The 22843-nt window shown below is 61.8% G+C and carries 20 protein-coding genes; 14 read left to right on the top strand and 6 right to left on the bottom strand.

Annotation, left to right across the window (positions count from 1 at the left end):
* The first annotated feature begins 12 nt into the window (after positions 1 to 12).
* Genes HMPREF3176_RS08600 through HMPREF3176_RS08585 form a run of 4 tightly spaced genes read left to right on the top strand, consistent with a single transcriptional unit; the run spans position 13 to position 3471 of the window.
* A complete protein-coding gene (locus HMPREF3176_RS08600) occupies positions 13 to 1149 on the top strand; it encodes a trans-sulfuration enzyme family protein (RefSeq protein ID WP_070459802.1) in 1137 nt (378 codons plus the stop codon).
* Positions 1150 to 1184: 35 nt separating this feature from the next.
* On the top strand, positions 1185 to 1988 hold the full coding sequence (locus HMPREF3176_RS08595) for a transporter substrate-binding domain-containing protein (RefSeq protein ID WP_070459800.1): 804 nt from the start codon (positions 1185 to 1187) through the stop codon (positions 1986 to 1988).
* Between the two features lie 21 nt (positions 1989 to 2009).
* On the top strand, positions 2010 to 2696 hold the full coding sequence (locus HMPREF3176_RS08590; protein WP_083286341.1) for an amino acid ABC transporter permease: 687 nt from the start codon (positions 2010 to 2012) through the stop codon (positions 2694 to 2696).
* Positions 2683 to 3471 carry an amino acid ABC transporter ATP-binding protein gene (locus HMPREF3176_RS08585; protein ID WP_083286340.1) on the top strand — a complete coding sequence of 263 codons (789 nt, stop codon included), beginning with the start codon at positions 2683 to 2685 and terminating at the stop codon, positions 3469 to 3471. The genes HMPREF3176_RS08590 and HMPREF3176_RS08585 overlap by 14 nt, the downstream gene beginning before the upstream one ends.
* Before the next feature lie 47 nt (positions 3472 to 3518).
* On the opposite strand, the gene HMPREF3176_RS08580 is transcribed toward HMPREF3176_RS08585, so the two are convergent.
* Positions 3519 to 4079 carry a methylated-DNA--[protein]-cysteine S-methyltransferase gene (locus tag HMPREF3176_RS08580; protein ID WP_052126859.1) on the bottom strand — a complete coding sequence of 187 codons (561 nt, stop codon included), beginning with the start codon at positions 4077 to 4079 and terminating at the stop codon, positions 3519 to 3521.
* Positions 4080 to 4388: 309 nt separating this feature from the next.
* On the opposite strand from HMPREF3176_RS08580, the gene dnaK reads away from it, so the two are divergent.
* From dnaK to HMPREF3176_RS08560, 4 genes are all read left to right on the top strand, one after another.
* Positions 4389 to 6251, top strand: a complete 1863-nt coding sequence (gene dnaK, locus HMPREF3176_RS08575; RefSeq protein WP_016664271.1) for a molecular chaperone DnaK — start codon at positions 4389 to 4391, stop codon at positions 6249 to 6251.
* Positions 6248 to 6895: a nucleotide exchange factor GrpE gene (locus tag HMPREF3176_RS08570; protein WP_016664272.1), complete on the top strand. Its 648-nt coding sequence runs from the start codon at positions 6248 to 6250 to the stop codon at positions 6893 to 6895. The genes dnaK and HMPREF3176_RS08570 overlap by 4 nt, the downstream gene beginning before the upstream one ends.
* Before the next feature lie 136 nt (positions 6896 to 7031).
* Positions 7032 to 8027 (top strand): DnaJ C-terminal domain-containing protein, encoded by a 996-nt coding sequence (locus HMPREF3176_RS08565; RefSeq protein ID WP_070459796.1) that lies wholly within the window; start codon positions 7032 to 7034, stop codon positions 8025 to 8027.
* Positions 8028 to 8060: 33 nt separating this feature from the next.
* A complete protein-coding gene (locus tag HMPREF3176_RS08560; protein ID WP_070459793.1) occupies positions 8061 to 8495 on the top strand; it encodes a heat shock protein transcriptional repressor HspR in 435 nt (144 codons plus the stop codon).
* On the opposite strand, the gene HMPREF3176_RS08555 is transcribed toward HMPREF3176_RS08560, so the two are convergent.
* Genes HMPREF3176_RS08555 through HMPREF3176_RS08545 form a run of 3 tightly spaced genes read right to left on the bottom strand, consistent with a single transcriptional unit; the run spans position 8492 to position 11636 of the window.
* A complete protein-coding gene (locus HMPREF3176_RS08555; RefSeq protein ID WP_070459790.1) occupies positions 8492 to 9544 on the bottom strand; it encodes a glycosyltransferase family 4 protein in 1053 nt (350 codons plus the stop codon). The genes HMPREF3176_RS08560 and HMPREF3176_RS08555 overlap by 4 nt on opposite strands.
* A gap of 11 nt (positions 9545 to 9555) precedes the next feature.
* Entirely contained in the window at positions 9556 to 10341 is a 786-nt protein-coding gene (locus HMPREF3176_RS08550) for a TVP38/TMEM64 family protein (RefSeq protein WP_083286339.1), read from the bottom strand.
* Positions 10338 to 11636 (bottom strand): glycosyltransferase family 4 protein, encoded by a 1299-nt coding sequence (locus tag HMPREF3176_RS08545; RefSeq protein ID WP_210386464.1) that lies wholly within the window; start codon positions 11634 to 11636, stop codon positions 10338 to 10340. The genes HMPREF3176_RS08550 and HMPREF3176_RS08545 overlap by 4 nt, the downstream gene beginning before the upstream one ends.
* Positions 11637 to 11942: 306 nt before the next feature.
* On the opposite strand from HMPREF3176_RS08545, the gene HMPREF3176_RS08540 reads away from it, so the two are divergent.
* From HMPREF3176_RS08540 to HMPREF3176_RS08515, 6 genes are all read left to right on the top strand, one after another.
* Positions 11943 to 13253 carry a carboxylate--amine ligase gene (locus HMPREF3176_RS08540; protein ID WP_070459785.1) on the top strand — a complete coding sequence of 437 codons (1311 nt, stop codon included), beginning with the start codon at positions 11943 to 11945 and terminating at the stop codon, positions 13251 to 13253.
* Positions 13253 to 14002 carry a cysteate racemase gene (locus HMPREF3176_RS08535; RefSeq protein WP_016664279.1) on the top strand — a complete coding sequence of 250 codons (750 nt, stop codon included), beginning with the start codon at positions 13253 to 13255 and terminating at the stop codon, positions 14000 to 14002. Before HMPREF3176_RS08540 ends, HMPREF3176_RS08535 begins: the two co-directional genes overlap by 1 nt.
* A 240-nt stretch (positions 14003 to 14242) precedes the next feature.
* Positions 14243 to 15490 (top strand): aminopeptidase P family protein, encoded by a 1248-nt coding sequence (locus HMPREF3176_RS08530; RefSeq protein ID WP_070459782.1) that lies wholly within the window; start codon positions 14243 to 14245, stop codon positions 15488 to 15490.
* Between the two features lie 117 nt (positions 15491 to 15607).
* A complete protein-coding gene (locus HMPREF3176_RS08525) occupies positions 15608 to 16450 on the top strand; it encodes a creatininase (protein ID WP_070459779.1) in 843 nt (280 codons plus the stop codon).
* Positions 16451 to 16488: 38 nt separating this feature from the next.
* Positions 16489 to 18243, top strand: coding sequence for a BCCT family transporter (locus HMPREF3176_RS08520; protein ID WP_016664282.1), 1755 nt, complete (start codon positions 16489 to 16491; stop codon positions 18241 to 18243).
* Positions 18244 to 18317: 74 nt separating this feature from the next.
* Positions 18318 to 19118 carry an IclR family transcriptional regulator gene (locus HMPREF3176_RS08515; protein WP_070459776.1) on the top strand — a complete coding sequence of 267 codons (801 nt, stop codon included), beginning with the start codon at positions 18318 to 18320 and terminating at the stop codon, positions 19116 to 19118.
* Between the two features lie 79 nt (positions 19119 to 19197).
* Here HMPREF3176_RS08515 and HMPREF3176_RS08510 read toward each other — a convergent pair whose 3' ends face one another.
* A complete protein-coding gene (locus HMPREF3176_RS08510; RefSeq protein WP_070459773.1) occupies positions 19198 to 20826 on the bottom strand; it encodes a glycoside hydrolase family 13 protein in 1629 nt (542 codons plus the stop codon).
* A gap of 65 nt (positions 20827 to 20891) precedes the next feature.
* On the bottom strand, positions 20892 to 22841 hold the full coding sequence (locus HMPREF3176_RS08505; protein WP_246826717.1) for an alpha-amylase family glycosyl hydrolase: 1950 nt from the start codon (positions 22839 to 22841) through the stop codon (positions 20892 to 20894).
* Between the last annotated feature and the right edge of the window lie 2 nt (positions 22842 to 22843).

Genomic DNA, 22843 nt, shown 5'->3' with positions numbered 1-22843 from the left:
CTGTGGAGAGACATGCATATTGATACCCGGGCCATTCTCGCGCCGCGCAAGAGCGAGTTTGGGGCGGTTGTGCCGCCCGTCCACCTCTCCTCGACCTTCGAACTCGATATCGACTCGGTGAGCGGGGACTACGCCTATCAGCGCGGCTCGAATCCTTCGCGAGCCGACCTCGAGTCGGTCATCGCGAGCCTTGAGGAAGCGAAGTACGGATTCGCTTTTGCGACCGGGATGGCCGCAGTGAGTTCGGTTTTCAGCCTCTTGAGCCCGGGTGACGAAGTGCTCTTTTCATCCAACGTGTATGGCGGCACCTTCCGCTACGTCGAAAAGATCTTCCCTCGTGCTGGCTTGACGGGCACGTTCTTCGACGACCTCGGTTCTATTACGAGCGAAGACCTGAGCGAGAACACGCGCATGATCTTCGTCGAATCACCCGGCAATCCCACGCTTCGCGTCGTCGATATCGAGCGCCTCGCGAAGCTCGCTCACGCGCACGGCGCTCTCCTCGTCATCGACAACACATTCATGACCGCGGTTCTGCAGCGGCCCCTCGACTTCGGCGCGGACCTCGTCGTTCAGTCAGCGACCAAGTTCCTCGGCGGCCACAGCGACCTCCTTGCGGGTGCTGTCACGACGAATGATGACGAGCTCGCCGAGAATATTCGCCTCAGCCAGAAGGTCTTCGGGGGTGTACTCGAACCACTGACCTCTTTCCGGCTTCTCCAGGCCATCAAGACTCTTCCGCTGCGCATCGCCCGTCAGCAAGAAAACGCTGAGAAGCTTGTTGCCTTCTTGAGCGATCACCCCGCAGTCCAAACGGTGCTCTCAGCCGGGTCCTTCAGCGACGCTGAACGGGAGGTTCACGAGCGTCAAGCCAAAGGTATCGGCGCCGTCTTCTCATTCGAACTCGCACAAGGCTACGACCTCAAGAAATTCCTCCATGCGCTCGAAATCCCCTCGTTCGCCGTGAGTCTCGGAGGAGTCGAATCGCTTCTGTCGATCCCGGCGACGATGAGCCACGACGGCATGACGCAAGCCGCACGCGACCGTGCTGGCATCACCGATGGCCTCGTGCGCTTCAGCGCGGGCATCGAGAATATCGACGACCTCCTGGCTGACTTTGCCAAGGCGCTCGACGTCGCGCAGAAGTAGCCACTTTCCCCATCACTCTCATAAAGGAGCTCACTATGTCTCGTTCCATTTCGCGCCGTTCAATCCTTGCGACCTCCGGCATTTCTGCTGCCGCCCTGGCCCTTGCCGCATGCGGCTCGTCCGATGATGGAAAGCAGGCCGGTGGCTCGGGCTCCGCAGAGGGCGTGCTCAAGGTTGGTGTTGAGGGCGTGTACAAGCCGTACAACTTCCACGATGACTCGGGGAAGCTTGTGGGCTTCGAGATCGACATCGTCGAGGCGATCGCCGAGAAGATCAGCAAGAAGGCCCAATACGTCGAGGCAAAATGGGACAGCCTGCTTGCTGGCCTCGATGCCGGGCAGTACGACCTCGTCATGAACAACGTCGCTGTGACCGATGAGCGCAAGAAAGCTTTTGACCTTACCGTCCCCTATGCACAGACCCAGGGTCGCCTTGGCGTCCCGGAGGGCTCGGACATCACGTCTCTCGCCGATGTCAAGGGGCGCCGCGCGGCGCAGACGACAACCTCAAACTGGGGGCAGGCCATGACGGACGCCGGCGCCGAAATTGTCGCATCCCCGGGCTTCGCCGAATCGGTCGAACTTGTCTCGACCGGCCGAGCCGACGTCACGGCGAACGAGGTCGTTGCGTTCGACACCTATCTTGAGGAACACCCCGACGCGCCGATCAAGGTCCTGGACGAGAAGCTTGAAACCGAGGTTCTTATCGCCGGGGCGCTCAAGAAGGGCAGCCCTCTCACCGAGAAGATCAACAAGGCTATTACCGAGCTCCTCGACGATGGCACGATCGCAAAGATCGACAAGGACTGGCTCGGGCTTGACCTCACTCCCAAGAACTAAACGCCCCACGGAGATTCCCTCGTGAATGTTGATCTTTCGCGAGCGCTAGAGGTGTGGGCAGGGGCGATTGGCCCCATGCTCCTCGCGACCCTCAAGGTCACGATCCCTCTCTCGCTCATCGCTTTTGCGATCGCCCTCGTGCTGGCCATTATCACGGCCAGCGCGAGACTTTCGCGCTTCCGTCCGCTCAAGGCGATCGCGTGGCTGTACGTGTGGGTGTTTCGCGGAACGCCTCTGCTCGTGCAGCTCTTCATCGTGTTTTACGGACTGCCGAAACTCGCCCCATCGCTTGTGCTCGACCCGTGGACTGCAGCCGTCGGAACCCTCGCCCTGAACAGTGGGGCCTACGCTTCCGAGGCGGTGCGCGCGTCAATCCTCTCAATCCCGCGCGGCCAGTACGAGGCGGCGGCGACGCTCGATCTCGATCGGCGCACGACGTTCCTCAAGGTGATTGCCCCGCAGGCGTTCCGCATTGCGCTCCCACCGCTCAGCAATGACTTCATTGACCTCGTGAAGGGCACGAGCCTCGTCTCGACGATTACGCTGCTCGACATGTTCATGGTGGCGCAGCAGCGAGCGGCCGCAACGTTCGAGCCGTTCTACCTCTACGTCCTCGTAGCGGCGATTTACCTTGTTCTTATTTCCGTGCTGAGTCTCGTGCAGGCGTGGCTAGAAAAGAAAGCGAGCGTGTACGTTGAGCGTGACTGAGACCTCTGCTGACCTCAATGTGGGTGAGGCGCGCAGCCCACTGAGGCTGCGTTCGATCACGAAGCGTTTTGGTGCGTTTACCGCACTCGATCACATCGACCTCGACATCGAGCCGGGGCGCACGACCGTTCTGCTCGGCCCCTCGGGCTCGGGTAAATCCACGCTTTTGCGTTCCATAAACCTTCTCGAAAAGCCGGATGAGGGCACGCTTGATTTCGGAAGTGGCCCGATAGATGTGAGCGGCAAGCTTTCGGATCAGAAGGTCCGCGAAATCAGGCGTCACTCGACCATGGTGTTCCAGCAGTTCAATCTGTTTCCGCACCTCACCGCTCTTCAGAACGTGACGCTTGCGCCGATCACGTCGCGCGGGATGTCGAAGGCCCATGCGCGTGAGAGGGGTATTCGCGCCCTCGAGCGCGTGGGGCTTGCGGACAAGATCGACGCCTATCCCGCGCGACTATCTGGCGGTCAGCAGCAGCGCGTCGCAATTGCCCGCGCCCTTGCTTTGAGCACCGACTATCTCCTGTTCGACGAACCGACGTCTGCGCTTGATCCGGAGCTTGCCGCCGAGGTTATCGCGGTGCTCTCGTCTCTCGCGAGCGAGCACCGCACCCTCGTCGTTGTGACGCATTCGCTCCAGTTTGCGCGAAGCGTTGCCGACCGCGTCGTGTTTCTTGAGGAAGGAAAGATCCTCTTCAACGGCGATCCCGAGCACTTCTTCAATTCTGAGGATGAGCGCCTCAAGCGTTTTGTGAGCGTCGTGGGGTCCGTCTAGGAGTTCGAAACGGTAGGGGAAGGGCCGACGTTGCCACTTTCTCGGCGTCACGCACGTGGCGCGCCGCCCTCCTCGAGCGCGAGCAAGAAACGCTTTTTCTCGATCCCGCCGCTAAAGCCGCCAAGGCTGCCGTCGGATTTTATGACCCTGTGGCACGGGACCACGATCGGGAGGGGATTTGTGCCGCAAGCCGTGCCCACTGCGCGCACCGCTTTGGGGTTGCCGGCACGCTCTGCGACCCACTTGTAGCTTTGCCGCTCGCCGAAGCCAATCTGTTCAATTGCCTCATGCACCGCGCGGCGAAACCCCTGGGAAAGGGAGCGGTCGAGCGGGAAGCTGAAGGTCCGACGGTTGCCGTCGAGAAAGTCGAGGATCTGATCCTTAGCCGCGCTAAGCACCTCGTGGGGCTCGAATGCGGGTGCCTGAACTGAGGCGTGCGCGGCTTTGCGTAGCTGTGCTTCGGTAAGGGCCTTCATGGCCTCGAGGTCGTCACTTTCGAAGGTGATGCGCACGAGCCCGCGTGACGTTGCCGCGAAGAGAAGTGTGCCTATGGGCGAAGGGGTTTCGACGAATTCGAGCGAGAGGGGGTCGGCGCAGTGTGTGGGCATGACCGCTTCTTTCCGTGGCTCGAGGGCGGGGTTGGCGCAAAGGCGCAACCTCGATTGTGGCACGCGCGCCTTGGAACCCTTTTATGGGCGCAAGCGCGCACACAATGTGACGTGAGGCATATGTAGAAATCTGCGGAATAAGCTCGCCAGTAGAAGAGTTGAGCCTAGTGAACTCAAGTTGAGTGATACGTCGATTGACAACCCAACTTTGGGAAGCGTTGACTAATCGCGTCCTTGAGCACAGCCAAGTTGATAGCGGTGCGGCTACCACAGGAATCCACCGGTCGCACACGCGGAAGGAGAACACTTATGTCACAGGCAGTAGGAATCGACCTCGGCACCACCAACTCTGTTGTCGCCGTTCTCGAAGGTGGCGAACCCACCGTTATCGCGAACGCCGAAGGCGCTCGCACGACCCCCTCGGTTGTGGCCTTCTCGAAGTCCGGCGAAGTCCTCGTCGGTGAAGTCGCCAAGCGCCAGGCCGCGACCAACGTTGACCGTACGTACTCGTCTGTCAAGCGCCACATGGGCACCGACTGGACGACCGAAGTTGACGACAAGAAATACACCCCGCAGGAGATCTCGGCCCGAACCCTCGGCAAGCTCAAGCGCGATGCTGAGTCCTACCTCGGCCAGACCGTTACCGACGCGGTCATCACCGTCCCCGCCTACTTCAACGACGCGGAACGCCAGGCCACGAAGGACGCCGGCCAGATCGCGGGCCTCAACGTCCTGCGCATCATCAACGAGCCCACCGCCGCCGCTCTCGCGTACGGCCTCGAAAAGGGCAAGGACGACGAGCGCATCCTCGTGTTCGACCTCGGCGGCGGCACGTTCGACGTCTCCCTCCTCGAAATTTCGAAGGACGAGGACGGCTCGGCCATTCAGGTCGTGGCGACCGCGGGTGACAACCGCCTCGGTGGCGACGACTGGGACCAGCGCGTCGTCGACTACCTCGTGAGCCAGGTCAAGAACAAGGACGGCGTGGACCTCTCGAAGGACCGCATCGCACTGCACCGCCTCAAGGAAGCCGCTGAACAGGCCAAGAAGGAGCTCTCGAGCTCGACCTCGACCAACATTTCGCTCCAGTACCTCTCGATGAGTGAAAACGGCCCGATCCACCTCGACGAGAAGCTCACGCGCTCCCACTTCGAGGAGCTCACGAGCGACCTGCTCGAGCGCACGAAGGCACCGTTCCACCAGGTCATCAAAGACGCCGACGTTTCGGTTTCCGACATCGACCACGTGATCCTCGTGGGTGGCTCGACTCGTATGCCGGCCGTGACCGAGGTTGTCACCTCGCTCACCGGCAAGGAGCCCAACAAGGGCGTCAACCCCGACGAGGTCGTGGCGTACGGCGCCGCGCTCCAGGCCGCAGTGATCAAGGGCGACCGCAAGGACGTGCTCCTCATGGACGTCACGCCGCTCTCGCTCGGCATTGAAACCAAGGGCGGCCTCATGACGAAGCTCATCGAGCGCAACTCGGCGATTCCGACCAAGACCTCCGAGGTCTTCTCGACCGCTGACGACAACCAGCCCTCGGTCGCCATTCAGGTGTACCAGGGTGAGCGCCAGTTCACGCGCGACAACAAGCTGCTCGGTACCTTCGAGCTCTCCGGAATCGCACCGGCCCCCGCCGGCATGCCGCAGATCGAAGTGACCTTCGACATCGACTCCAACGGCATCGTGAACGTGTCCGCGAAGGACCGCGGCACCGGCAACGAGCAGTCGATCCAGATCACGGGTGGCTCGGGTCTCTCCGACGAAGAGATCGACCGCATGGTGAAGGACGCCGAGGCACACGCTGCCGAGGACGCCGAGCGCCGCAAGAACGCTGACGCTCGCAACACCCTCGAGCAGCTCACCTACCAGGGCGACAAGCTCCTCAAGGACAACGGCGACAAGATCCAGGACGCCGACAAGACCGCAGCTGAAGACGCGATCAAGGAGGCCAAGGAAACCCTCGCCAAGGAAGATGCCTCGACGAGCGACCTCGAAGCCGCACGCGAAGCACTGAGCGAGAAGCTCCAGGCTGTCGGCACCGCGATCTACTCGGCCGCTCAGGCCGAGCAGGCAGGTAACGCCGAAGGCGCGGATTCGGCCGACGCTGCCTCGGGCGAAGACGACGACGTTGTCGACGCCGAGATCGTTGACGATGAGGACGACAAGTGAGCGAGAACGACAAACCGTTCACGTTCACCGATAAGCGCACGTCCACGAAAGGCGAGGAGCCAGACATGAACGAGCAGCCAACCGACGGCGCACCGGAGGAAACTCCCGCGCCCGACGCGGCGGGCGCGAACAGCACTGAAACGCCCGAGAGCGCCGAGGTCGACGATCTCTCCGCCGAGGCCGGAGCCCTCTACGAGAGTGCTGTCGCCGAGACCGAAGCCCTCAAAGCGAAAGTGAACGAGCTCGAAGAGCAGCTCAAGCGCGACCAGGCCGAATACGTGAACTCGCGCAGGCGCATCGAACAGAGCGCCGTCGTGGGTCAGCAGCAGGCCGTCGCAAAGGTCCTCACATCGCTGCTTAGCGTCCTCGACGACATCGAGCTCGCTCGGCAGCACGGGGATATCGCCGAGGGCACGCCGTTTGCCTCGATCACGAGCAAGCTCGAGGAAGCACTCGGTGCGCACGGTCTCGTTCGCTACGGCGAGGTCGGCGAAGAGTTCGACCCCGAAAAGCACGAGGCACTCATGCACTCGAGCAGCGGTGATGTCGAGGCGACGAGCCTTGAGGTCATCATGCAGCCGGGCTACATGATGGGGGAACGTGTCCTGCGCCCGGCGCGCGTGGGCACGGTCGGCCCCAACTAAGGCAGGGCAAACGTCGGCCCCTCCCGACACGTGACAGTGGAACGGGGCGGGCCGACGCCACCAGCACACCGCGAGGCGGCGGGCACACGCACCGCCGCCTCGCTCCATAGATTCAAACTTTTGACGAGGAGACACCATGAGCCAGCAGGAATGGCTGAGCAAGGACTTTTATAAGATCCTCGGCGTCTCCCAGGACGCCTCCGCAGCAGAAATCAAGAAGGCCTATCGCAAGAAGGCGAAGGAGCTGCATCCGGACAGGCATCCCGGGGATGCCGCGGCGGAAGAGCGCTTCAAGGAAGTGGGCGAGGCCTACTCGATCCTGAGCGACGCGGAGCAGCGCAAGCAGTACGACGCGATCCGCGCGATGGGCGCGGGCGGTGCGCGCTTCGCCTCGGGCCCCGGCGGTGCAGCCGGCGGCGGATTTGAGGACCTCTTCGGTGCCTTTACCGGCGGTGGTTTCGGTGGTGGCGCGGGCGGCGTCAACATCGAAGACCTCATGGGAATGTTTGGCGGAGGCGGCTTCGGCGGGGGTCAGGGCCGTGCAGGCTTCTCGCCGAACGGCGGCTTTGGGCGCCAAGCACCTCAAAAAGGCGCCGACGTCAGCGCAAGCGTTAAGCTCAGCTTCCGCGACGCAGTGCTCGGAACCGAGGTGTCGTTTAGCGCGGGCGGTCGGAACATCACGACCCGTATTCCCGCGGGCGTTCACGACGGACAGAAGATTCGGCTCAGGGGCAAAGGGCAAGCGTCGGCGAACGGTGGCGCCCCCGGTGACCTCATGCTGACCGCGAAGGTTGCACCCCACCCGCTTTACACCATGGACGGGATTAACCTGCGGGTAAACGTCCCTGTCACCGCCGCCGAAGCCGCGTTCGGCACGACCATAAGCGTGCCTCTTATCGATGGCTCAAACGTGAAGCTCAAGGTGCCCGCCGGCACTCCCTCCGGGCGCACGCTGCGTGCCAAAGGCAAGGGCGTACGGGCCAAGAAGGGCACGGGTGACCTGCTCGTGACGCTTACGATTGCGCTTCCCGATACGCTCAGTGAAACCGCCGAGCGCGCCCTTCGCGACTTCGCCGAGGCGACGAGCGAGTTCGACCCCCGGGCGGATTTTGCGGAGAACGCCACCCGGTAGCACCACGACCGACGGCCACGAGAAGGAGGAGACATGGCACCGTCACGTTTCGATGAGCACGCGGGAGTCTTCGTCATCTCGGTCGCGGCCGAGCTTACGGGGATGCACCCGCAAACCCTACGCACCTACGATCGGCTTGGGATCGTGTCGCCGCAGCGCACGAGTGGGCGCGGGCGACGCTACAGCGCTTGGAACATCGCGCAGTTGAGGCAAGTCCAAGCCCTCTCGCAAGAGGAAGGCATCAACCTCGCGGGCATCAAGCGCATCTTTGAGCTTCAAAACGAAGTGGAGCGGCTGCGCGCGCAACTCGACGAACTGACCGAGGAGCGTGACGCACAGCGCAAGCGGGACACGAGGATCTTCGCGACCTCGCAAACCGGTGAAGTCGAAGCGATGCGCCGCGGTCAGCGGCCGCGTCGCCGCCAAGCGGGTGCGCTTGTCGTGTGGAGGCCCGACGGTTCCCGCTAACGCGTGAGCTGACTCCGGTAGAAATCGCGCCACTGCGCGGCGACCGACGCCCTCGAATAGCGGGCGGCGCCTTCGCGCGCGGCCTGCTGGGCTTTCGCGTAAACGGTGGGGGAGTCCTTCAGCCTCGTGAGAGCCTCGACGAACCCGTCGATCTCGCCGCGCCCGGCCTGAACGCGCGTCGCGTGATCGAACAGCACGCCTTCGTAGTACACGAGGTCCCGAACCACGATGGGGGTGTCGGTTGCCATGGCTTCGAGGATCGTCATGGGAAAGAGCTCCTCGTAGCTTGGCAGGAAAAATGCATCCGCGGCGTTGAAGCACTCATTCATCTCCTCGCGCGGCACAAGTCCAATGAGCTTGACGTTCGCGGGGAGATTCTCTTTTGCCTTTTTGATTTGTTCGTAGCCGCTCGTGATGCGACCGAACGAAAAATCCCCAGCCCACACGAAGAGCGCCTCAGGCATCGCGCGTGCAACGTCGAGAAGATCAAAAAATCCCTTGCGGGTTTGCAGCTGGCCTGCGCACATGACCACGAAGCGAGTGTCGTCTGCGCCCCAGGCCCGTCGTCGTTGGGCGATGCTCTCGTTTCTCTCGAGAGGATGGAACTGTTCCTCTGAAACGAAATTCGGGATAAACGTGATGCGGGACGGATCGAATCCGTATGTGCTCTCGAGCGCTGTGATGAACCAGGGATTGACCGTGACGAGCGTATCCGTAGCGCGGTAGAAGTTCAGCATGTAGCGGTAGAACGCCCAGCGCGCCGGTTTTGGCATCGCGATCGAATCATCGACGGTCTCCGGAATAAAGTGCACGTGGGCGAGCGTCGCCCCACGCCGCTTGGCGAGGGGGATCGCAGCGCGATATTCCGGATTGATGGAATGGAAATGGTTGATGTCGCCGAAGCTTCCGAGGCGGGCTCGCGGGTTGATATCGAATTCGTCGCCGAGCTCTGCGCTGATGAGTGCAACCTGCTCAAGGTAGGCGCTTCCCACCCCCTGGCCCGCGACGGAGTCGGCTTTCGAAAATGCGTGAATACGTGGTTTCGCCATGTACGTGCCCTTTACCAGGGGAGAAGATTGGTCACGAGCGCGCTAATGCCGAGCCCGTATGCCACGAGGGTGGGGATCTTACCCAGGAGGATGATCCACGTGTACGTCGAGAACTTCATTTTCGTCGTGCCCGCGAGGTAGCAGAGGAGGTCATCCGGGGCGATGGGCAGCACGATCGCAGCTGCGAATAATGTCGTGAAACCGGATTTTCGCGTCCACCCGAGGTACTTTTCGATCGTCTTCTCGCTAAACATCGCTTCGATGAGAGCCATGCCCACCTGGCGTGCCACGATGAAGTTCGTGATCGAGCCGGCGCACACCGCGAGCCAGTTATAGATTGTGCCCTCGATCGGCCCGAACAGAATTGGAGCAGCGATCACGAGAAGCCCGGCGGGGATGATAGGAAACATCACCGAGGCGAAGCTAGCCGCCATAAAACCTATCGGTCCCCAGATCCCGAGTGAGTCGATGTACGCCTGAAGAGAATCGAGGGACTCGAGCGTGCCGGTCTTGATACCCCACGCAACGAGGCCGATCGAGAACGCGAGCCCTACGAACGGCATGACCTTGACCGCGATCTGAATGGCCTTCTTGTGGGCGGTGACGCGTTCGGCGGTGTGCTCACCGAAGCGCGACTGATGGTGCTCTTTCGCACTCATCCCCTCACGCGGTTCGATCGCGGGAGCGATATTGGTGCGTGAACGTTCCGTAGGAGTGAACGGAAGTTTCTCGGCCCCCGGGAACGCTGGCGAGGAGTTTTCGGTCGGTGCGGTCGTGGTGTCCTCGTGTGCACTCATGCGGCCAGGCGCTCTTCTCCATTGGTCGTGGGGCGAGGTGTCTTTGTAACGCTCTCGCGGTGGGTGGAAATCTTCAGGCTCAGCGGGCTGCGGCGGCGCCCGGTTCCGACGCTTGCGAGCACCTTTTCGTAGACCTCTTTGGCGGATCGTCCAAAAGCTTCCGCCGAGAAAACTGTGGCGGCGCGCTTGGCGGCGCAGGCTGCCATGCGGGCACGCAGCGCATCGTCTTCGAGGATGTCGGCAAGGCGCGCGGCGAACTGGGTCGAGTCCCCGTAGGTGTAACCAGTTTTACCTTCGAGGATCACGCCGTCGAGCGAGTCATCCTTGCGGCACAGGAGCGGGATTCCACATGCCATGGCCTCGATGAACGTGAGGCCCTGGGTTTCGCTGAGCGAGGCAGAAACGAAGAGATCGGCCATGCGGTAGTAGTCGGCGACTTCCTCGGGAGCGCGGAAGCCCGCGAAACGCACCATATCCCTGATCCCGAGGTGGTCGACGAGGTCCTCGAGTTCGTTACGTGACGGGCCGTCACCGACCAGCACGAAAACGGTTTCGGCGGGGCGGGCCTTTGCAAGGTGGCGCAGCACGTCGTCGACGCTCTTTTCTTTCGCAAGACGGCACACCGACAGGAGAACTTTCGTGCCTTCAGCGATACCAAGCTCGCGGCGAATCTCGCGGCTGCGCTCGAGGTCCTCGTTCGTCTCAGCGGCGTGGAAACGCGAGAGATCGAGACCCGTGGGGATCACGGCGATGGGCTGTGTGACGCCGTAGCCGCGAAGAAGCCTCTCGACCTTTGCCGTCGGCGTGATCACCGCACTGACCTGCTCGCAAAACTTCTTCGAGAAGGCCGTGATCATCTTCTTGCCCATGGTTTTCGTGGGCGCGTAGTAGTGGGTGTAATCCTCGTAAATCGTGTGATAGGTGTGCACGATCGGGATGTCGAGCGCCTTGGCGATCGTTCTGGCCCATAGGAAGGTCGAGAACTCGCACTGCGAATGAATAACATCCGGGTGCCACTGCTCGATCTCCCGGCGGATCTTCCGGTTGGGGAGCACAGAAATGCGGGCGTGATCGTAAAACATGGAAGCGTTGAGCGATGCGAGGCGATACACGCCATCGCGCGACGACGACCGTAGGGACTCTGCGAGAGTCAGCACTCGTACGTCGCACCCGAGCATCTCGAGTTGCTTTTTGAGCGTGAGAACGCTCGTCACGACCCCGTTGACAACCGGCTCGTACCAGTCGGTTGTAATGAGGACCTTGAGGGGTGCTCGTTCACTTCTGTGCATCATCATGTCTCCATCGTGAGTCGCGGAGGCCTGTGGACGCATCGGTCTGGAGGATGGACTCAATCATCCTCGAGACTGATATTGCTCGAGCCACGGGGCTGAGGCCCCGCCGGCAAGCGAGGCCCGCAAACCCGCAGGCGGGCGCATGGCCACAACGCTTCGCACCTCGAGACTATGTGCCCTGTGTTTCGGGGCGGTGAACGCCATCCCGGAGTTTTCCCGGAATTGCGTGCGGGGAGAAAAGCCTCAGTTGCGCGAAGTCACGCGCGCGGGAACGCAACTGAGGGCTTGAGGCTCGATATAGTCGCGGCTATGGTGCACACGGAAAATTCGCCGGAAGCGGCGGCCGCGCTCGATATACAACCGGTCATCGTCGGGGGTGACATCGGCGCATACTCACTCGCGCGAGCCTTTCACGAGGCGTACGGGGTCAAGTCGATCGTTGTGAGCGCGAAACTTGGATGGCAGATCGCGAGGAGCGCGATTATCGACAACGTGCTGTGCGAGGATCCCATGGACCCTGGCGTGCTCGCACCGTCGCTCACAGCAATTGCCGAGAAAATCGGGGCTGAGCGGCCGAACGCTCAGGTCATCCTTTTGGGTTCCGCCGATGCCACGGTCAAATCCATCATCCGTGTCCGCGATGAGCTGGGAGCAATGGATCCCGCGTGGATCGTGCCGTACGTGGGCCTCGAGGCGTTCGAGGCCGGCACCGAGAAGAACAACTTCACGCGCCTGTGCGAAAAGCTCGGTGTTGACCACCCCGAAACGGTGATCGTCGACCTCGCAGCGGGGGTGCCTGAATCATTCGACCTCCCCTTTAACTACCCCGTAATCGCGAAACCAGCCGACGTTTCGGCATGGAAGCGAACGAGTTTTGTTGGGAAATCCAAGGTCCACACGGTGGCGAACGAACAGGATCTCCGTTCACTCTTTGCCAAGATCCACGGGGCCGGCTACCGCAAGGCGATCATCGTTCAGGACCTCATTCCCGGCGACGATCAAAACATGCGCATCCTCACCGCCTATTGCGACCGTAACTCCCGTATCCGATTTGCCTCGTGGGGGCGGACGCTGCTCGAGGAGCACACTCCCGGCGCCATTGGTAATCCCGCAGCGATCGTTTCGGGCGTCAATCGCGAAGCCGTGGCACAGGCCCAAAAAATTGTGAGTGAACTCGGTTGGACCGGCTACGCGAACTTCGACCTCAAGTATGATCCGCGAACGGGCCGAACCGTGTTCTTTGAGCTTAACCCCCGACTTGGCCGATCGAACTACTACATCACCGCAGCCGGCCACAACCCCGTCACCTACTACGTCAACGAGCAAATCCTCGATGCCCTCGGAGAGCCGGGGGAGATTGTTCAGGACCAGCCAGAAACGCTCTACACCGTGGTGCCGGTGGCCCTCGTCAAGCACTACACCCGCGATCCCGAATCGCGCGCGATCCTCAAGCGCGTACTCAAAGCGAGGCGCGTCAAGAATCCGCTCAACTATCGCGGAGTCGAAAAAGATCCGAAACGCTGGTTTTACTACTACGCGGCTCTCGTGAACTACGTGAAAAAATTCCGCACTCACTACAAGCCCGATACCGCGGACGTACAGACCTCTGGGGAGAAGTGATGACGGTGTGGCAGACCCCTTTCGTAGGGGTACTTGGAGGGGTAGGCCCCGGGGCAACGGCCGTGTTCATGGACGTCCTTGTGCGAGCGACCGCTGCTCGAACGGACCAGGACCACATCGATTGCATCGTAATGCAGCACGCGAGTACCCCCGATCGTACGCGCCATATCCTCGACGCAGCGCATGCGGAGGACCCGGGCCCTGTGCTTGCCCACGATGCGGCGTTTTTGGAGAATGCGGGAGCGTCGTTTCTTGTGCTGCCCTGCAATACCGCCCATCACTACGCCGAAGCGATCGATTCCACTGCGCAGGTGGACCTGCTGTCCATCGTCGAGGTCACCGTGCGAGCCGCCGCCAAACGTCTTCGTGAGCGCCGAGCAGAGGATTCGCCGGTTGCGATCTTTGCGACTGAAGGCAATATTCACGCAAACGTTTACCAGGATGCGCTAGCGCGCGCGGGCCTCGCGTCGATGGTTCCCGACCGGGACGTTCAAGAGGTCGTGAACTCTCTCATCTACGACCAGGTCAAAGCCGGCCGCCCCGTCGACCTCCCGGCCCTTTCGGGCATCATCGACGCAATGGAGGCAGCTGGTGCCGGTGCGGTGATCTTTGGATGTACCGAACTGAGTTTGATCTTCGACAAGGAATCGATGTCAGGCGACAGGCGCATTGTTGACTCGCTGCGTGAGCTCGCGAAGGCGACGGTCAAGAAGACAGGCAAGCGGCTCACTCCCGCCTTTGCTCATTAGAGTTTTTCCTTTTCTGTGACATTCACAGCAGAGACGTGCATACTGGTAGTGCAACAGGGTTGCCACTAGCGCAACGCGAGATAGATTCTCGTGACGTGATAGCCCCGGCGCCCTTGAGCACAGCAGCCGGGCTCCGGCCGCGTCGATCGCACGATGCTCAACGCAGCGCATTCGCGCGATCGCACATACGCAGCGCTGCGTACCGATCCGCGAGACTTCGCGTGAATTAAGGAGAACTCCATGACTGAGAAACCCGCTACCTCCGTATCCGAACTCGAAGCCCTCAAGACCATCCAGAATGGCGAAAAGCAGAAGCTCACCTTCTCCGACGCTGAAATGGAACGCCGCATCAGCGGTCTTCGGGACATCATGGCCGCAAAGGACCTCGACGCTGTTGTGCTCACGAGTTTCCACGGCATCAAGTACTACTCCGACTTTCTCTTCACGTACTTCGGTCGGCACTACGCCTTCGTCGTGACGCAGGAGAGCACGTGCACGATCTCCGCCAATATCGATGCGGGTATGCCGTGGCGCACGAGCTACGGTGACAACATCGTGTATACCGACTGGAACCGCGATAACTACTACGAGGGCATCCGCGAGGCCCTCCGTCGCGCGGGCGTGAGTGCAAAGCGCGTGGGCGTCGAGGACGATTCGCTGCCCACCCTCCTGCGCGGGCGCCTCGAGAATGCCCTAAGCGGCGCAGAGCTCGTAGATATCTCGCTCGAATCCATGCGTCAGCGAATGTTCAAGAGTGCTGAGGAGATCGAAGTCATCAAGCACGGCGCGCGCATCGCCGACCTCGGTGGTGAGGCGATCCGCGAGGCCATTCGCCCCGGTGTGACCGAGTATGAGGTGGCGCTTGCGGGTACCGAGGCGATGGTGCATGAAATCGCGAAGACCTTCCCGCATCGCGAGGTGCGTGATACGTGGGTGTGGTTCCAGTCGGGGATTAACACCGACGGCGCCCATAACTGGCCGACCACGCGCAAGCTTGAGGCGGGCGACATTCTCTCGCTCAACTGCTTCCCGATGACCTCGGGCTACTACACGGCCCTTGAACGCACTCTCTTCGTGGGAGAGCCGAGCCCCGAAGCGCGCCGCTACTGGGACATCAACGTCGAGGTGCACGAGGCGGGGCTCGAACTCATCAAGCCCGGTGCGGTGTGCAAAGACATTGCCGCTGAGCTCAACAAAATTTACGTGGGCTACGGCCTCTTGCCGAAGCGCACCTTTGGCTACGGCCACTCGTTCGGTGTGCTCTCGCATTATTACGGCCGTGAGGCAGGACTTGAGCTGCGCGAAGACATCGATACCGTGATCGAACCAGGCATGGTTGTGTCGATGGAGCCGATGATCACGATTCCCGAGGGCGAGCCCGGCGCCGGTGGCTACCGTGAGCACGACATTCTCGTGGTCGGCGAAGATGGCGTAGAGAACATTACGAAGTTCCCGTACGGCCCGGAGAAGAACATCATCCCGGCCTGAAGTCTCGCATCTTGAGCTAACACGCGGTGCGGCCACCGCATCGTGGCCGCGCCGCGTACGCTTTTTCGTTAGTTGCGCCCGATTCGATTCATCCCGCCCCATCTCCAGGAGCCAACCGTGGACATCGACCCGACTATTCTCGACACCGCCGTATCCCCACGTCCCGAACGCGACCTCGCTTTTACCGCAGCCCCCGACTATGCCTCGTGGTGTCGAGGGCGCTCCGTCGTGCTCATCCCCGTTGGCGCTCTCGAGCAGCACGGCCCCCACATGCCACTCGGTACCGACGCACTTCTCTCGCACGCCGTGGCACGCGGAGCGTGCGATCTCGTCAACGCCAAGGCGCATGGTGACGTTGACCCGGTAAAAGTCGCGCAGCCGTTCGTATACGGCTATAAATCGCAGCAAAAGTCCGGCGGGGGTAATCACCTCCCCGGCACAATTAGCCTCGATGCCGAGACTCTCACGAGCTACGCACGTGACATCACGCGCGGTTTTTTCGCGCAGGGGGTAAGCAGCGTGGTGTTCGTCAACGGACACTATGAGAACTACCAATTCCTCTACGAAGGCGTGGATCTTGCCCTTCGGGACCTCGGGATCGTGCAGGGCTCCGAGCGCAGCGCGCTCTTACTTAGCTATTGGGACTATGTAGATGACGCGACGCTCGCGAAGGTCTATCCCGACGGCTTCCCGGGATGGGACATCGAGCACGGGGGTGTTCTCGAAACTGCCCTTATGATGCGCCTTTACCCGAGCCTCGTGAATGAATCCCTGATGGTCGATCACCCCGCAGCTGATCTTCCTCGCTTCGACCGTCTCCCCGTCGTACCGGGGCGTACGCCCGAAACGGGCTGCCTCTCGTCACCGCGAGGGGCCAGCCGCGAAAAAGGGGAGTGGCTCTTTTGTGCAGCGGCCTCTGCTATCGCTGCTGACCTCCTCCAAGAACTGAACCTCACCTAAGCGCTTACAAGCGTCCGCCCTCAACGAAGGATAGAACTATGCCCCGACCGAGAACGCCCGAACCGGATCAGGCTGGGCCAGAGCATTCGCTCGAGGAGCCGAGCACTCAGACCACGGAGGTGCAGCTTCCTCGCTTCCGCGGTTCGATCATTCCACCTATCGATTCGCTCATCATTAAGGCGCTTCCACCGATCCTTATCGTGTGCGTTGTCATTGCGGTCGTCGTCAACCCCGACGGAACCGCGAACGTGATCGATGGCCTTCGCACACAGATCACGGCGGGGTGGACCTGGTATTTCGTCGCCTACTCGGTGCTCGCGGTCGCCCTGTGCGTGTGGTTGACGTTTTCGAAGCTCGGCAAGGTGCGCCTCGGAGGTCCGAAAGCGAAGCCCGAGCACTCGGCTTTCGCGTGGTATTCGATGCTCTTCGCCTGCGGGCAGGGCATTGGCCTCATTTTCTGGTCACTCGCGCAGCCGATCATGATGAAGGAAGATGCGGCGATCCTCCCGATCACGGGAAATCCGGGCGAGGGCGGAATCGTGTGGACATACTTCCACTGGGGCTTTACGGCGTGGGCGATCTACGGCGGTATCGCTGCTTGCCTTGCCTACTCGCACCACAACCTCGGCAAAACCCTCACCTTCAGGGAGGCGACCGTCGACATCCTTCCTAAGAAGGCGCAGCGCCCCGCCGGCGTGGTCATCGAGATGCTTGCGATCATCGCGACCGTTCTCGGTCTTGCAACGAGCTTCTCGTTTGCCGCCATTCAGTTCTCTTCGGGTCTAAGCTCGCTCACGAGTCTGGAAAGCGGCAATACGGTGTGGCTCATCGTGATCGCTGTGTTCGCTGTTCTTGCAGCATTCTCCGCCTTCATGGGTGTGGATAAAGGAATGAAACGCATTTCCGAGCTCAACACGATTCTTTCGGTCGTTCTCGTGCTCGGTGTGCTTCTTTTCGGACCCACCGTCTATATCCTCTCGAACCTTGTGCAAACCTCGGGAAGTTTCATCAGCAACTTCCTTTCTATGAGCTTCTTTACGGCGCCCGAACTCACGATGACCCCGATCGATTCGTGGCAGGACAGCTGGAACGGCTGGTGGACCGTGTTCATCTGGTGCTGGGTGATTGCATTCAGCCCCTTCGTTGCCGGCTTCATTGCGCGCATTTCGCGTGGCCGCACGATCCGCGAGTTCGTCGTCGGGGTGACGATCGTGCCGTCGATTATCGTCATGGTCTGGGTGGGCATCATCGCCTCGGCCGGGATGTTCTACGACGAGAAGAGCGGCGGTGCTGTCACCGAAGCGGTCGGGATCGATAATGCTGCGGGCCTCTTTGAAATGCTTGGCATGATCCCCTTCATCGGTACGATCCTCATTATCGTGGCGACCGTCCTCGTGGGCACCTACTACGTGACCTCTCTTGATTCAGGCACGTACGCGCTCGCGGAGTTCGTGAATGCGCCGAAGAAGGCGAGCAGCGCGTTCAGGGTCGTGCTTGTTGTCTCGATCGCCGTTGTCGCGATTGTGCTCCTTTCGCTCGGCTCCGACTCGGTTGTGGACACCGTGCAGACCGGAACGATCATCGGTGCGTTCCCATTCTCGTTCGTGGTGCTGCTCATGATCATCAACCTTTTCAGGCGTTTGCGGCACCGCGACCGCGAGACCCGCTTGCTCGAGCGTGAGGTCAACGACCCCGAGGTTCGCCCCGAGGACTTCACGGTTGATGAGCACGGCCTTCCGCTTCCGCCGGAGGAGATTCCCGCCAACATCCCGAGGCTTCCCGAGAAGGAATAACGCTCGCCACACGATGGGCGAGAGGGCCCCGCTTTGTACGGGGTCCCTCTCGTGGTGATTAGCATGGAGCCGTCATGACGAAAACGACCACACACTCCGCGCCCCAGGCCCCGCGTTCGAATTCCACCATTTCGACCGTCGCCGCAATCCTTCGATGCTTCACGGTCGATGAACCCGAATGCGGCGTCACCGAAATTGCGGAGGCCGTCGGACTTCACAAGTCGAGCGTGTCACGGACCTTGCGCACCCTCGAGGCTGAACGCATGGTTGCGCAAAACCCCGAGACGAAAAAGTACCGGCTGAACTGGGGGCTTTTGTCGATCGTTGGCCCGCTCCTGTCGCACTTGGATCTGCGCTCGCTCGCGTACCCCACCATGAAAGAACTCGCTGGACAGACCCGCGAGACGGTGTCGCTGTGCGTATTCGACGGGATAGAGGCGATCGTGGTCGAGCAGGTGCAGGGCACCGAAATGATCCGCCACGTCACCCCGATCGGCACGCGCTACCTGTCGCTCGCCCACGCAACCGTGCGAGTCTTCCACGCATGGGGCGGGGGAGAGCCCGGCCTGAAAGTCGAGGGAGTTGACGAAGTTCAGCCGGCGGTACTCGGCTGGAGCAAAGAGTCCTACGATCAGCATTGCGCCGAGATTCGCGAGCGCCTCTACGCGGTCAACAACCGTGATTCGAACGCAGACGAGGTCGGTATCGCAAGCCCTATCTTCGATCACCGCGGAGGGATCGTGGGGGCGCTTCTCCTCGCCGCACCTGCGTTCCGGACCTCGGAGGAAAGAATCGACACTCTCTGCCCAGCTGTGCGCGAAGCCGCGGAAACAGTGGGGCGCAGCATGGGGTTTACGCCCGAGAACTTTCGTTAAAAAGGCGGGCGCCGGGCCCGGTGGGTTCCGGGTCCGACGCCTTCCGGTTTTGCGTCGATCGCCTACAGGCGGGCGGTGCTTACTTCTTGATCCACACCGTTGAGTTTGCGGCGAGGATGGTCTTCGCGTCGGGAACGGAAGCGAAGACGACCTCGGCTCCTTCGGGAAGGGCGTGATCCTGATCGGTCGTATTGACGAGCACCGTGATGGGGCCCGAGGTGAGCGAGAGGATGCCCTCACCGAGGGAATCGTTGATCGTGACGTCTGTGCCTTTGCCGAGCTCGAGCTCGCGGCGAAGGCGCAGGGCCGTGCGGTACATCTCGAGCGTCGAATCGGGCTTTCCAGCCTGCTGATCTGCGGCGAGTTCGCCAAAGATCTCGGGCTGGGGGAGCCACGCCTCGCCCGTCGGGGAGTAGCCGTAGGCGGGAGCATTCTTTTCCCAGGGGAGCGGCACGCGGCAGCCGTCGCGGCCCGGAACACCTGCGCGCTTGTGGGCAGGGTCTTCACGCAGCTCGTCGGGGATGTCCGCGACCTCGGGAAGACCAAACTCTTCACCCTGGTAGATGTACGCCGATCCGGGCAGGGCCAGCATGAGGGCCGTGGCGGCGCGTGCGCGGCGCACGCCAAGCTCAAAGTCGGGGTTTTCCTCGCGTGAGAGGCCCTCGCCGAAGCGGTAGCCGTGATCGAAGCCGTAGCGGGTCGCGTGGCGAATCGTATCGTGGTTGGACAGCACCCACGTCGTGGGGGCACCGACCTCGTTCGCGAAGGTCAGCGGTTCCATGATCGCCGAGGTAAGGGTCTCAACGCTCCAACCGGCCTGCAAGAACCCGAAGTTGAAGATCTGGTGCATTTCGTCGGGGCGCACGTAGAGGTGCTGGCGGTTCTTAGGAACCCAAGCTTCGGCGACCATCATGCGATCGCCGTCGTATTCGTTCATGATGGCGCGCCACTCGCGGTAGATCTCGTGCACGCCGTCCTGATCGAAATACACGGGGATGTCGTCGTCATCGCCCGTATCGAGCATCGCGGTTTCCTTGGCCTCGGGCGCATCGGGAAGTCCCTCGGGCTTCACCATGCCGTGCGCGACGTCCACGCGGAAGCCGTCGGCCCCGCGCTCCATCCAGAAACGCAAAACGCCCTCGAACAGTTCGTGAACCTTGGGGTTCTCCCAGTTCCAATCGGGCTGAGAGGTATCGAAGATGTGGAGGTACCACTGGCCCGGCTTACCGTCGGCCTCCGTGACGCGAGTCCAGGCGCTGCCGTGGAAAATCGACTGCCAGTTGTTCGGCGGAAGTTCGCCGTTTTCGCCCTTGCCGTCGCGGAACATGTACATATCGCGTTCAGGCGAGCCGGGCTTTGCCGCAAGGGCCTTCTGGAACAGCTCGTGCTGATCGCTCGAGTGGTTCGGAACGATGTCGACGATCACTTTGATACCGAGCTCGTGTGCGCGGGCGATGAGGTCGTCGGCGTCGCTGATCGAGCCGAAACGTGGATCAACGTCGGTGTAGTTCGAAACGTCGTAACCGCCGTCCTTTTGCGGGGACGTGTAGAACGGGGAGAGCCACAGCGCATCGACGCCCAGGTCCTTGAGGTACTCGAGCTTGGCGGTGATGCCGGGCAAGTCGCCCATGCCGTCACCGTTTGCGTCAGCGAACGAGCGCGGATACACCTGATAAACAACGGCGTCGCGCCACCATTCGTTGGCCATGTGGAAATCCTCCTTGGGTTGTACGTGGTGCCCACGAGGTGCGGGCGGGAACAGTTGGGGGCGGCTCAGTGGCCGCGAGTAGGTGCGGCCGTGAGGGGGCGCAAGGGCACGAGGGCGAAGCCCGCGCGTTCGGCGCGCAGGGTCAGTGTGTGTTCCGACGGCCGCTCGCCACGTGTGGAGCCCGCGGTGTCGAGAGTGAGGCCCGGGGAGCACACCGCGGCGCGGTCGTGCCCGCTGGCGGAAGCAAGTACGAGCGATTCGGGAAGAGCGATCTCGTCGTGCGCCGCCCGCGCAAGATGGACGAGAACCGGCTCTTGTTCATCGGTGCGTATGAAGGTCAAAGAGTCGCACCCAGCGTGCAGCCAGCGCATGCCGCCGCTTCGCAGTGCCCGAAATGCGTGGCGCGCCGCAAAAACCCGCCTGGTGAGCTCTTGCCAACGCTGCGTCTTGTCGGGGAGAGCGCCGGTATCGATAGCCCCCCACGGCATCGGGGTGCGTGAGTGCTCGCCGTTGTTACCTTCGAGTGCGAGCTCGTCCCCGGCAAAAAGGGTGGGGATACCCGGGAAGCCAACGAGCGCGCCGAGGGCGGCCGCGTGGCGATCAGGGTCGGCGAACACGGTGCGGCTGCGTGCCGTGTCGTGCGAGCACAGTTGGTTTTGTGAATGAAGGCGAGCCTCGTAGGTGAGCTGAGCGTTGTAGTCGCGCAGACTTGCAAGAACTGCACGTGTGGGAAGCTGCGGTACGCGCATGGGAAGGCCGAGCCACATCACCGAGGAGCTCTGCGGGCTCAGCCACGCCCACAGCGGCTTCGTGAAGCCGGTGTAGTTCATCGCGCCATCCCAGCCGTCACCGGCAAGGTCGGCTGAGGCATCGTGGAAATGCTCGGCGACAAGCCATGTGTCCTCTCGCATTGCCTCGCGTATTTCGCGGGCAACCTCGTGCGTGAGATCCTGCGCGCCGTGGCGACCCGTCATGTTCGCAACGTCGATGCGCCAGCCGTCCACGTTAAACGGGGGCTCGAGGTAGCGGCGAACGATCGAATTCTCGCTCGCGTACATACGCTCGCGAAGCGCGGCGCTCTCGTAATCGAGCTTCGGGAGCGAATCGATGCCGAGCCAGCCGTCGTAGCGGTCGGGGTGCTCGGTGAAAAAGTAGAAGCCTGCTTCTTCACTCGTCGCGTCAGCCTGCGCTCGTGCAAACCACTCGTGGGTATTACCCGTGTGGTTTGTCGTGAGGTCCATGACGATCTTCATGCTGCGCGCATGAGCGGCCCGGGTGAGCGAAACCAGGGCCTCGTTGCCGCCCAGTAGAGGATCGACGAACTCGAACGTCGAGGCGTCATAGCGATGCGCCGAACCTGCCGGGAAAATCGGGCACATGTACACGACACTGACGCCAAGATCCTGCAGGTAGCCAAGCCTCTCTTCGAGGCCTTTGAGGTCGCCCCCGTAGATCTGGCGACCGTTGCGCTCGCCGTTCTCCTCGCACGGCTCATCCCACTGCATCGGAAGCACCCACTCGGGAAGCTCGTGCACGGGAAGTTCACCGCTCGAGACCGAACGTGCGAAACGGTCCGGGAACACCTGGTACACGATCGCGCCTTCAAGCCACTTAGGGGCCTTCGAGCCGCTCGCGAGATACGTAAAATCGTGGGCGTCGGAGATATCGTGATCGGCGATTCCCGCGGCCGTAAGCCACTCGTACACCGGTTGCCCATCTTCGCGACCCGTTACGAGGAAGCGATACCTCGTCACAGGATTGCGCGCGAGAAGCTCGGCCTCAAACCAGTGCCCGGCACCGTCGGCATCGCCCCGTGTACACGTGACGAACCTGGGCTCCCCATCCATCAACTGGCGCAAGACAACCGTCGGATCCTGCACCGAATCGGGAACCCACACGCGAAGCGGAACGGACGCGTCGAGCCCCGCGGCCCGGGAGGGAACCCCAACGCGCGAGCTGTCGTGGAAAGGTTCCCGCGCCAAAAGCACGGCCGAGTCCTCGTCGTACGACCTCACGC

Origin of the sequence: Dermabacter sp. HMSC08H10 (genome assembly GCF_001807585.1) — a bacterium.
GTDB classification, from domain to species: Bacteria; Actinomycetota; Actinomycetes; order Actinomycetales; family Dermabacteraceae; genus Dermabacter; species Dermabacter hominis.
This window is presented reverse-complemented; position numbering and strand designations above follow the sequence as displayed.

What these genes read in the sequence shown, in the direction of transcription:
- HMPREF3176_RS08600 (WP_070459802.1), top strand. Translation starts at nt 13, where the DNA reads ATGCATATTGATACCCGGGCCATTCTCGCGCCGCGCAAGAGCGAGTTT.
- HMPREF3176_RS08595 (WP_070459800.1), top strand. Translation starts at nt 1,185, where the DNA reads ATGTCTCGTTCCATTTCGCGCCGTTCAATCCTTGCGACCTCCGGCATT.
- HMPREF3176_RS08580 (WP_052126859.1), bottom strand. Translation starts at nt 4,079, where the DNA reads ATGCCCACACACTGCGCCGACCCCCTCTCGCTCGAATTCGTCGAAACC.
- dnaK (WP_016664271.1), top strand. Translation starts at nt 4,389, where the DNA reads ATGTCACAGGCAGTAGGAATCGACCTCGGCACCACCAACTCTGTTGTC.
- HMPREF3176_RS08565 (WP_070459796.1), top strand. Translation starts at nt 7,032, where the DNA reads ATGAGCCAGCAGGAATGGCTGAGCAAGGACTTTTATAAGATCCTCGGC.
- HMPREF3176_RS08560 (WP_070459793.1), top strand. Translation starts at nt 8,061, where the DNA reads ATGGCACCGTCACGTTTCGATGAGCACGCGGGAGTCTTCGTCATCTCG.
- HMPREF3176_RS08555 (WP_070459790.1), bottom strand. Translation starts at nt 9,544, where the DNA reads ATGGCGAAACCACGTATTCACGCATTTTCGAAAGCCGACTCCGTCGCG.
- HMPREF3176_RS08550 (WP_083286339.1), bottom strand. Translation starts at nt 10,341, where the DNA reads ATGAGTGCACACGAGGACACCACGACCGCACCGACCGAAAACTCCTCG.
- HMPREF3176_RS08545 (WP_210386464.1), bottom strand. Translation starts at nt 11,636, where the DNA reads ATGATGATGCACAGAAGTGAACGAGCACCCCTCAAGGTCCTCATTACA.
- HMPREF3176_RS08540 (WP_070459785.1), top strand. Translation starts at nt 11,943, where the DNA reads ATGGTGCACACGGAAAATTCGCCGGAAGCGGCGGCCGCGCTCGATATA.
- HMPREF3176_RS08535 (WP_016664279.1), top strand. Translation starts at nt 13,253, where the DNA reads ATGACGGTGTGGCAGACCCCTTTCGTAGGGGTACTTGGAGGGGTAGGC.
- HMPREF3176_RS08530 (WP_070459782.1), top strand. Translation starts at nt 14,243, where the DNA reads ATGACTGAGAAACCCGCTACCTCCGTATCCGAACTCGAAGCCCTCAAG.
- HMPREF3176_RS08520 (WP_016664282.1), top strand. Translation starts at nt 16,489, where the DNA reads ATGCCCCGACCGAGAACGCCCGAACCGGATCAGGCTGGGCCAGAGCAT.
- HMPREF3176_RS08515 (WP_070459776.1), top strand. Translation starts at nt 18,318, where the DNA reads ATGACGAAAACGACCACACACTCCGCGCCCCAGGCCCCGCGTTCGAAT.
- HMPREF3176_RS08510 (WP_070459773.1), bottom strand. Translation starts at nt 20,826, where the DNA reads ATGGCCAACGAATGGTGGCGCGACGCCGTTGTTTATCAGGTGTATCCG.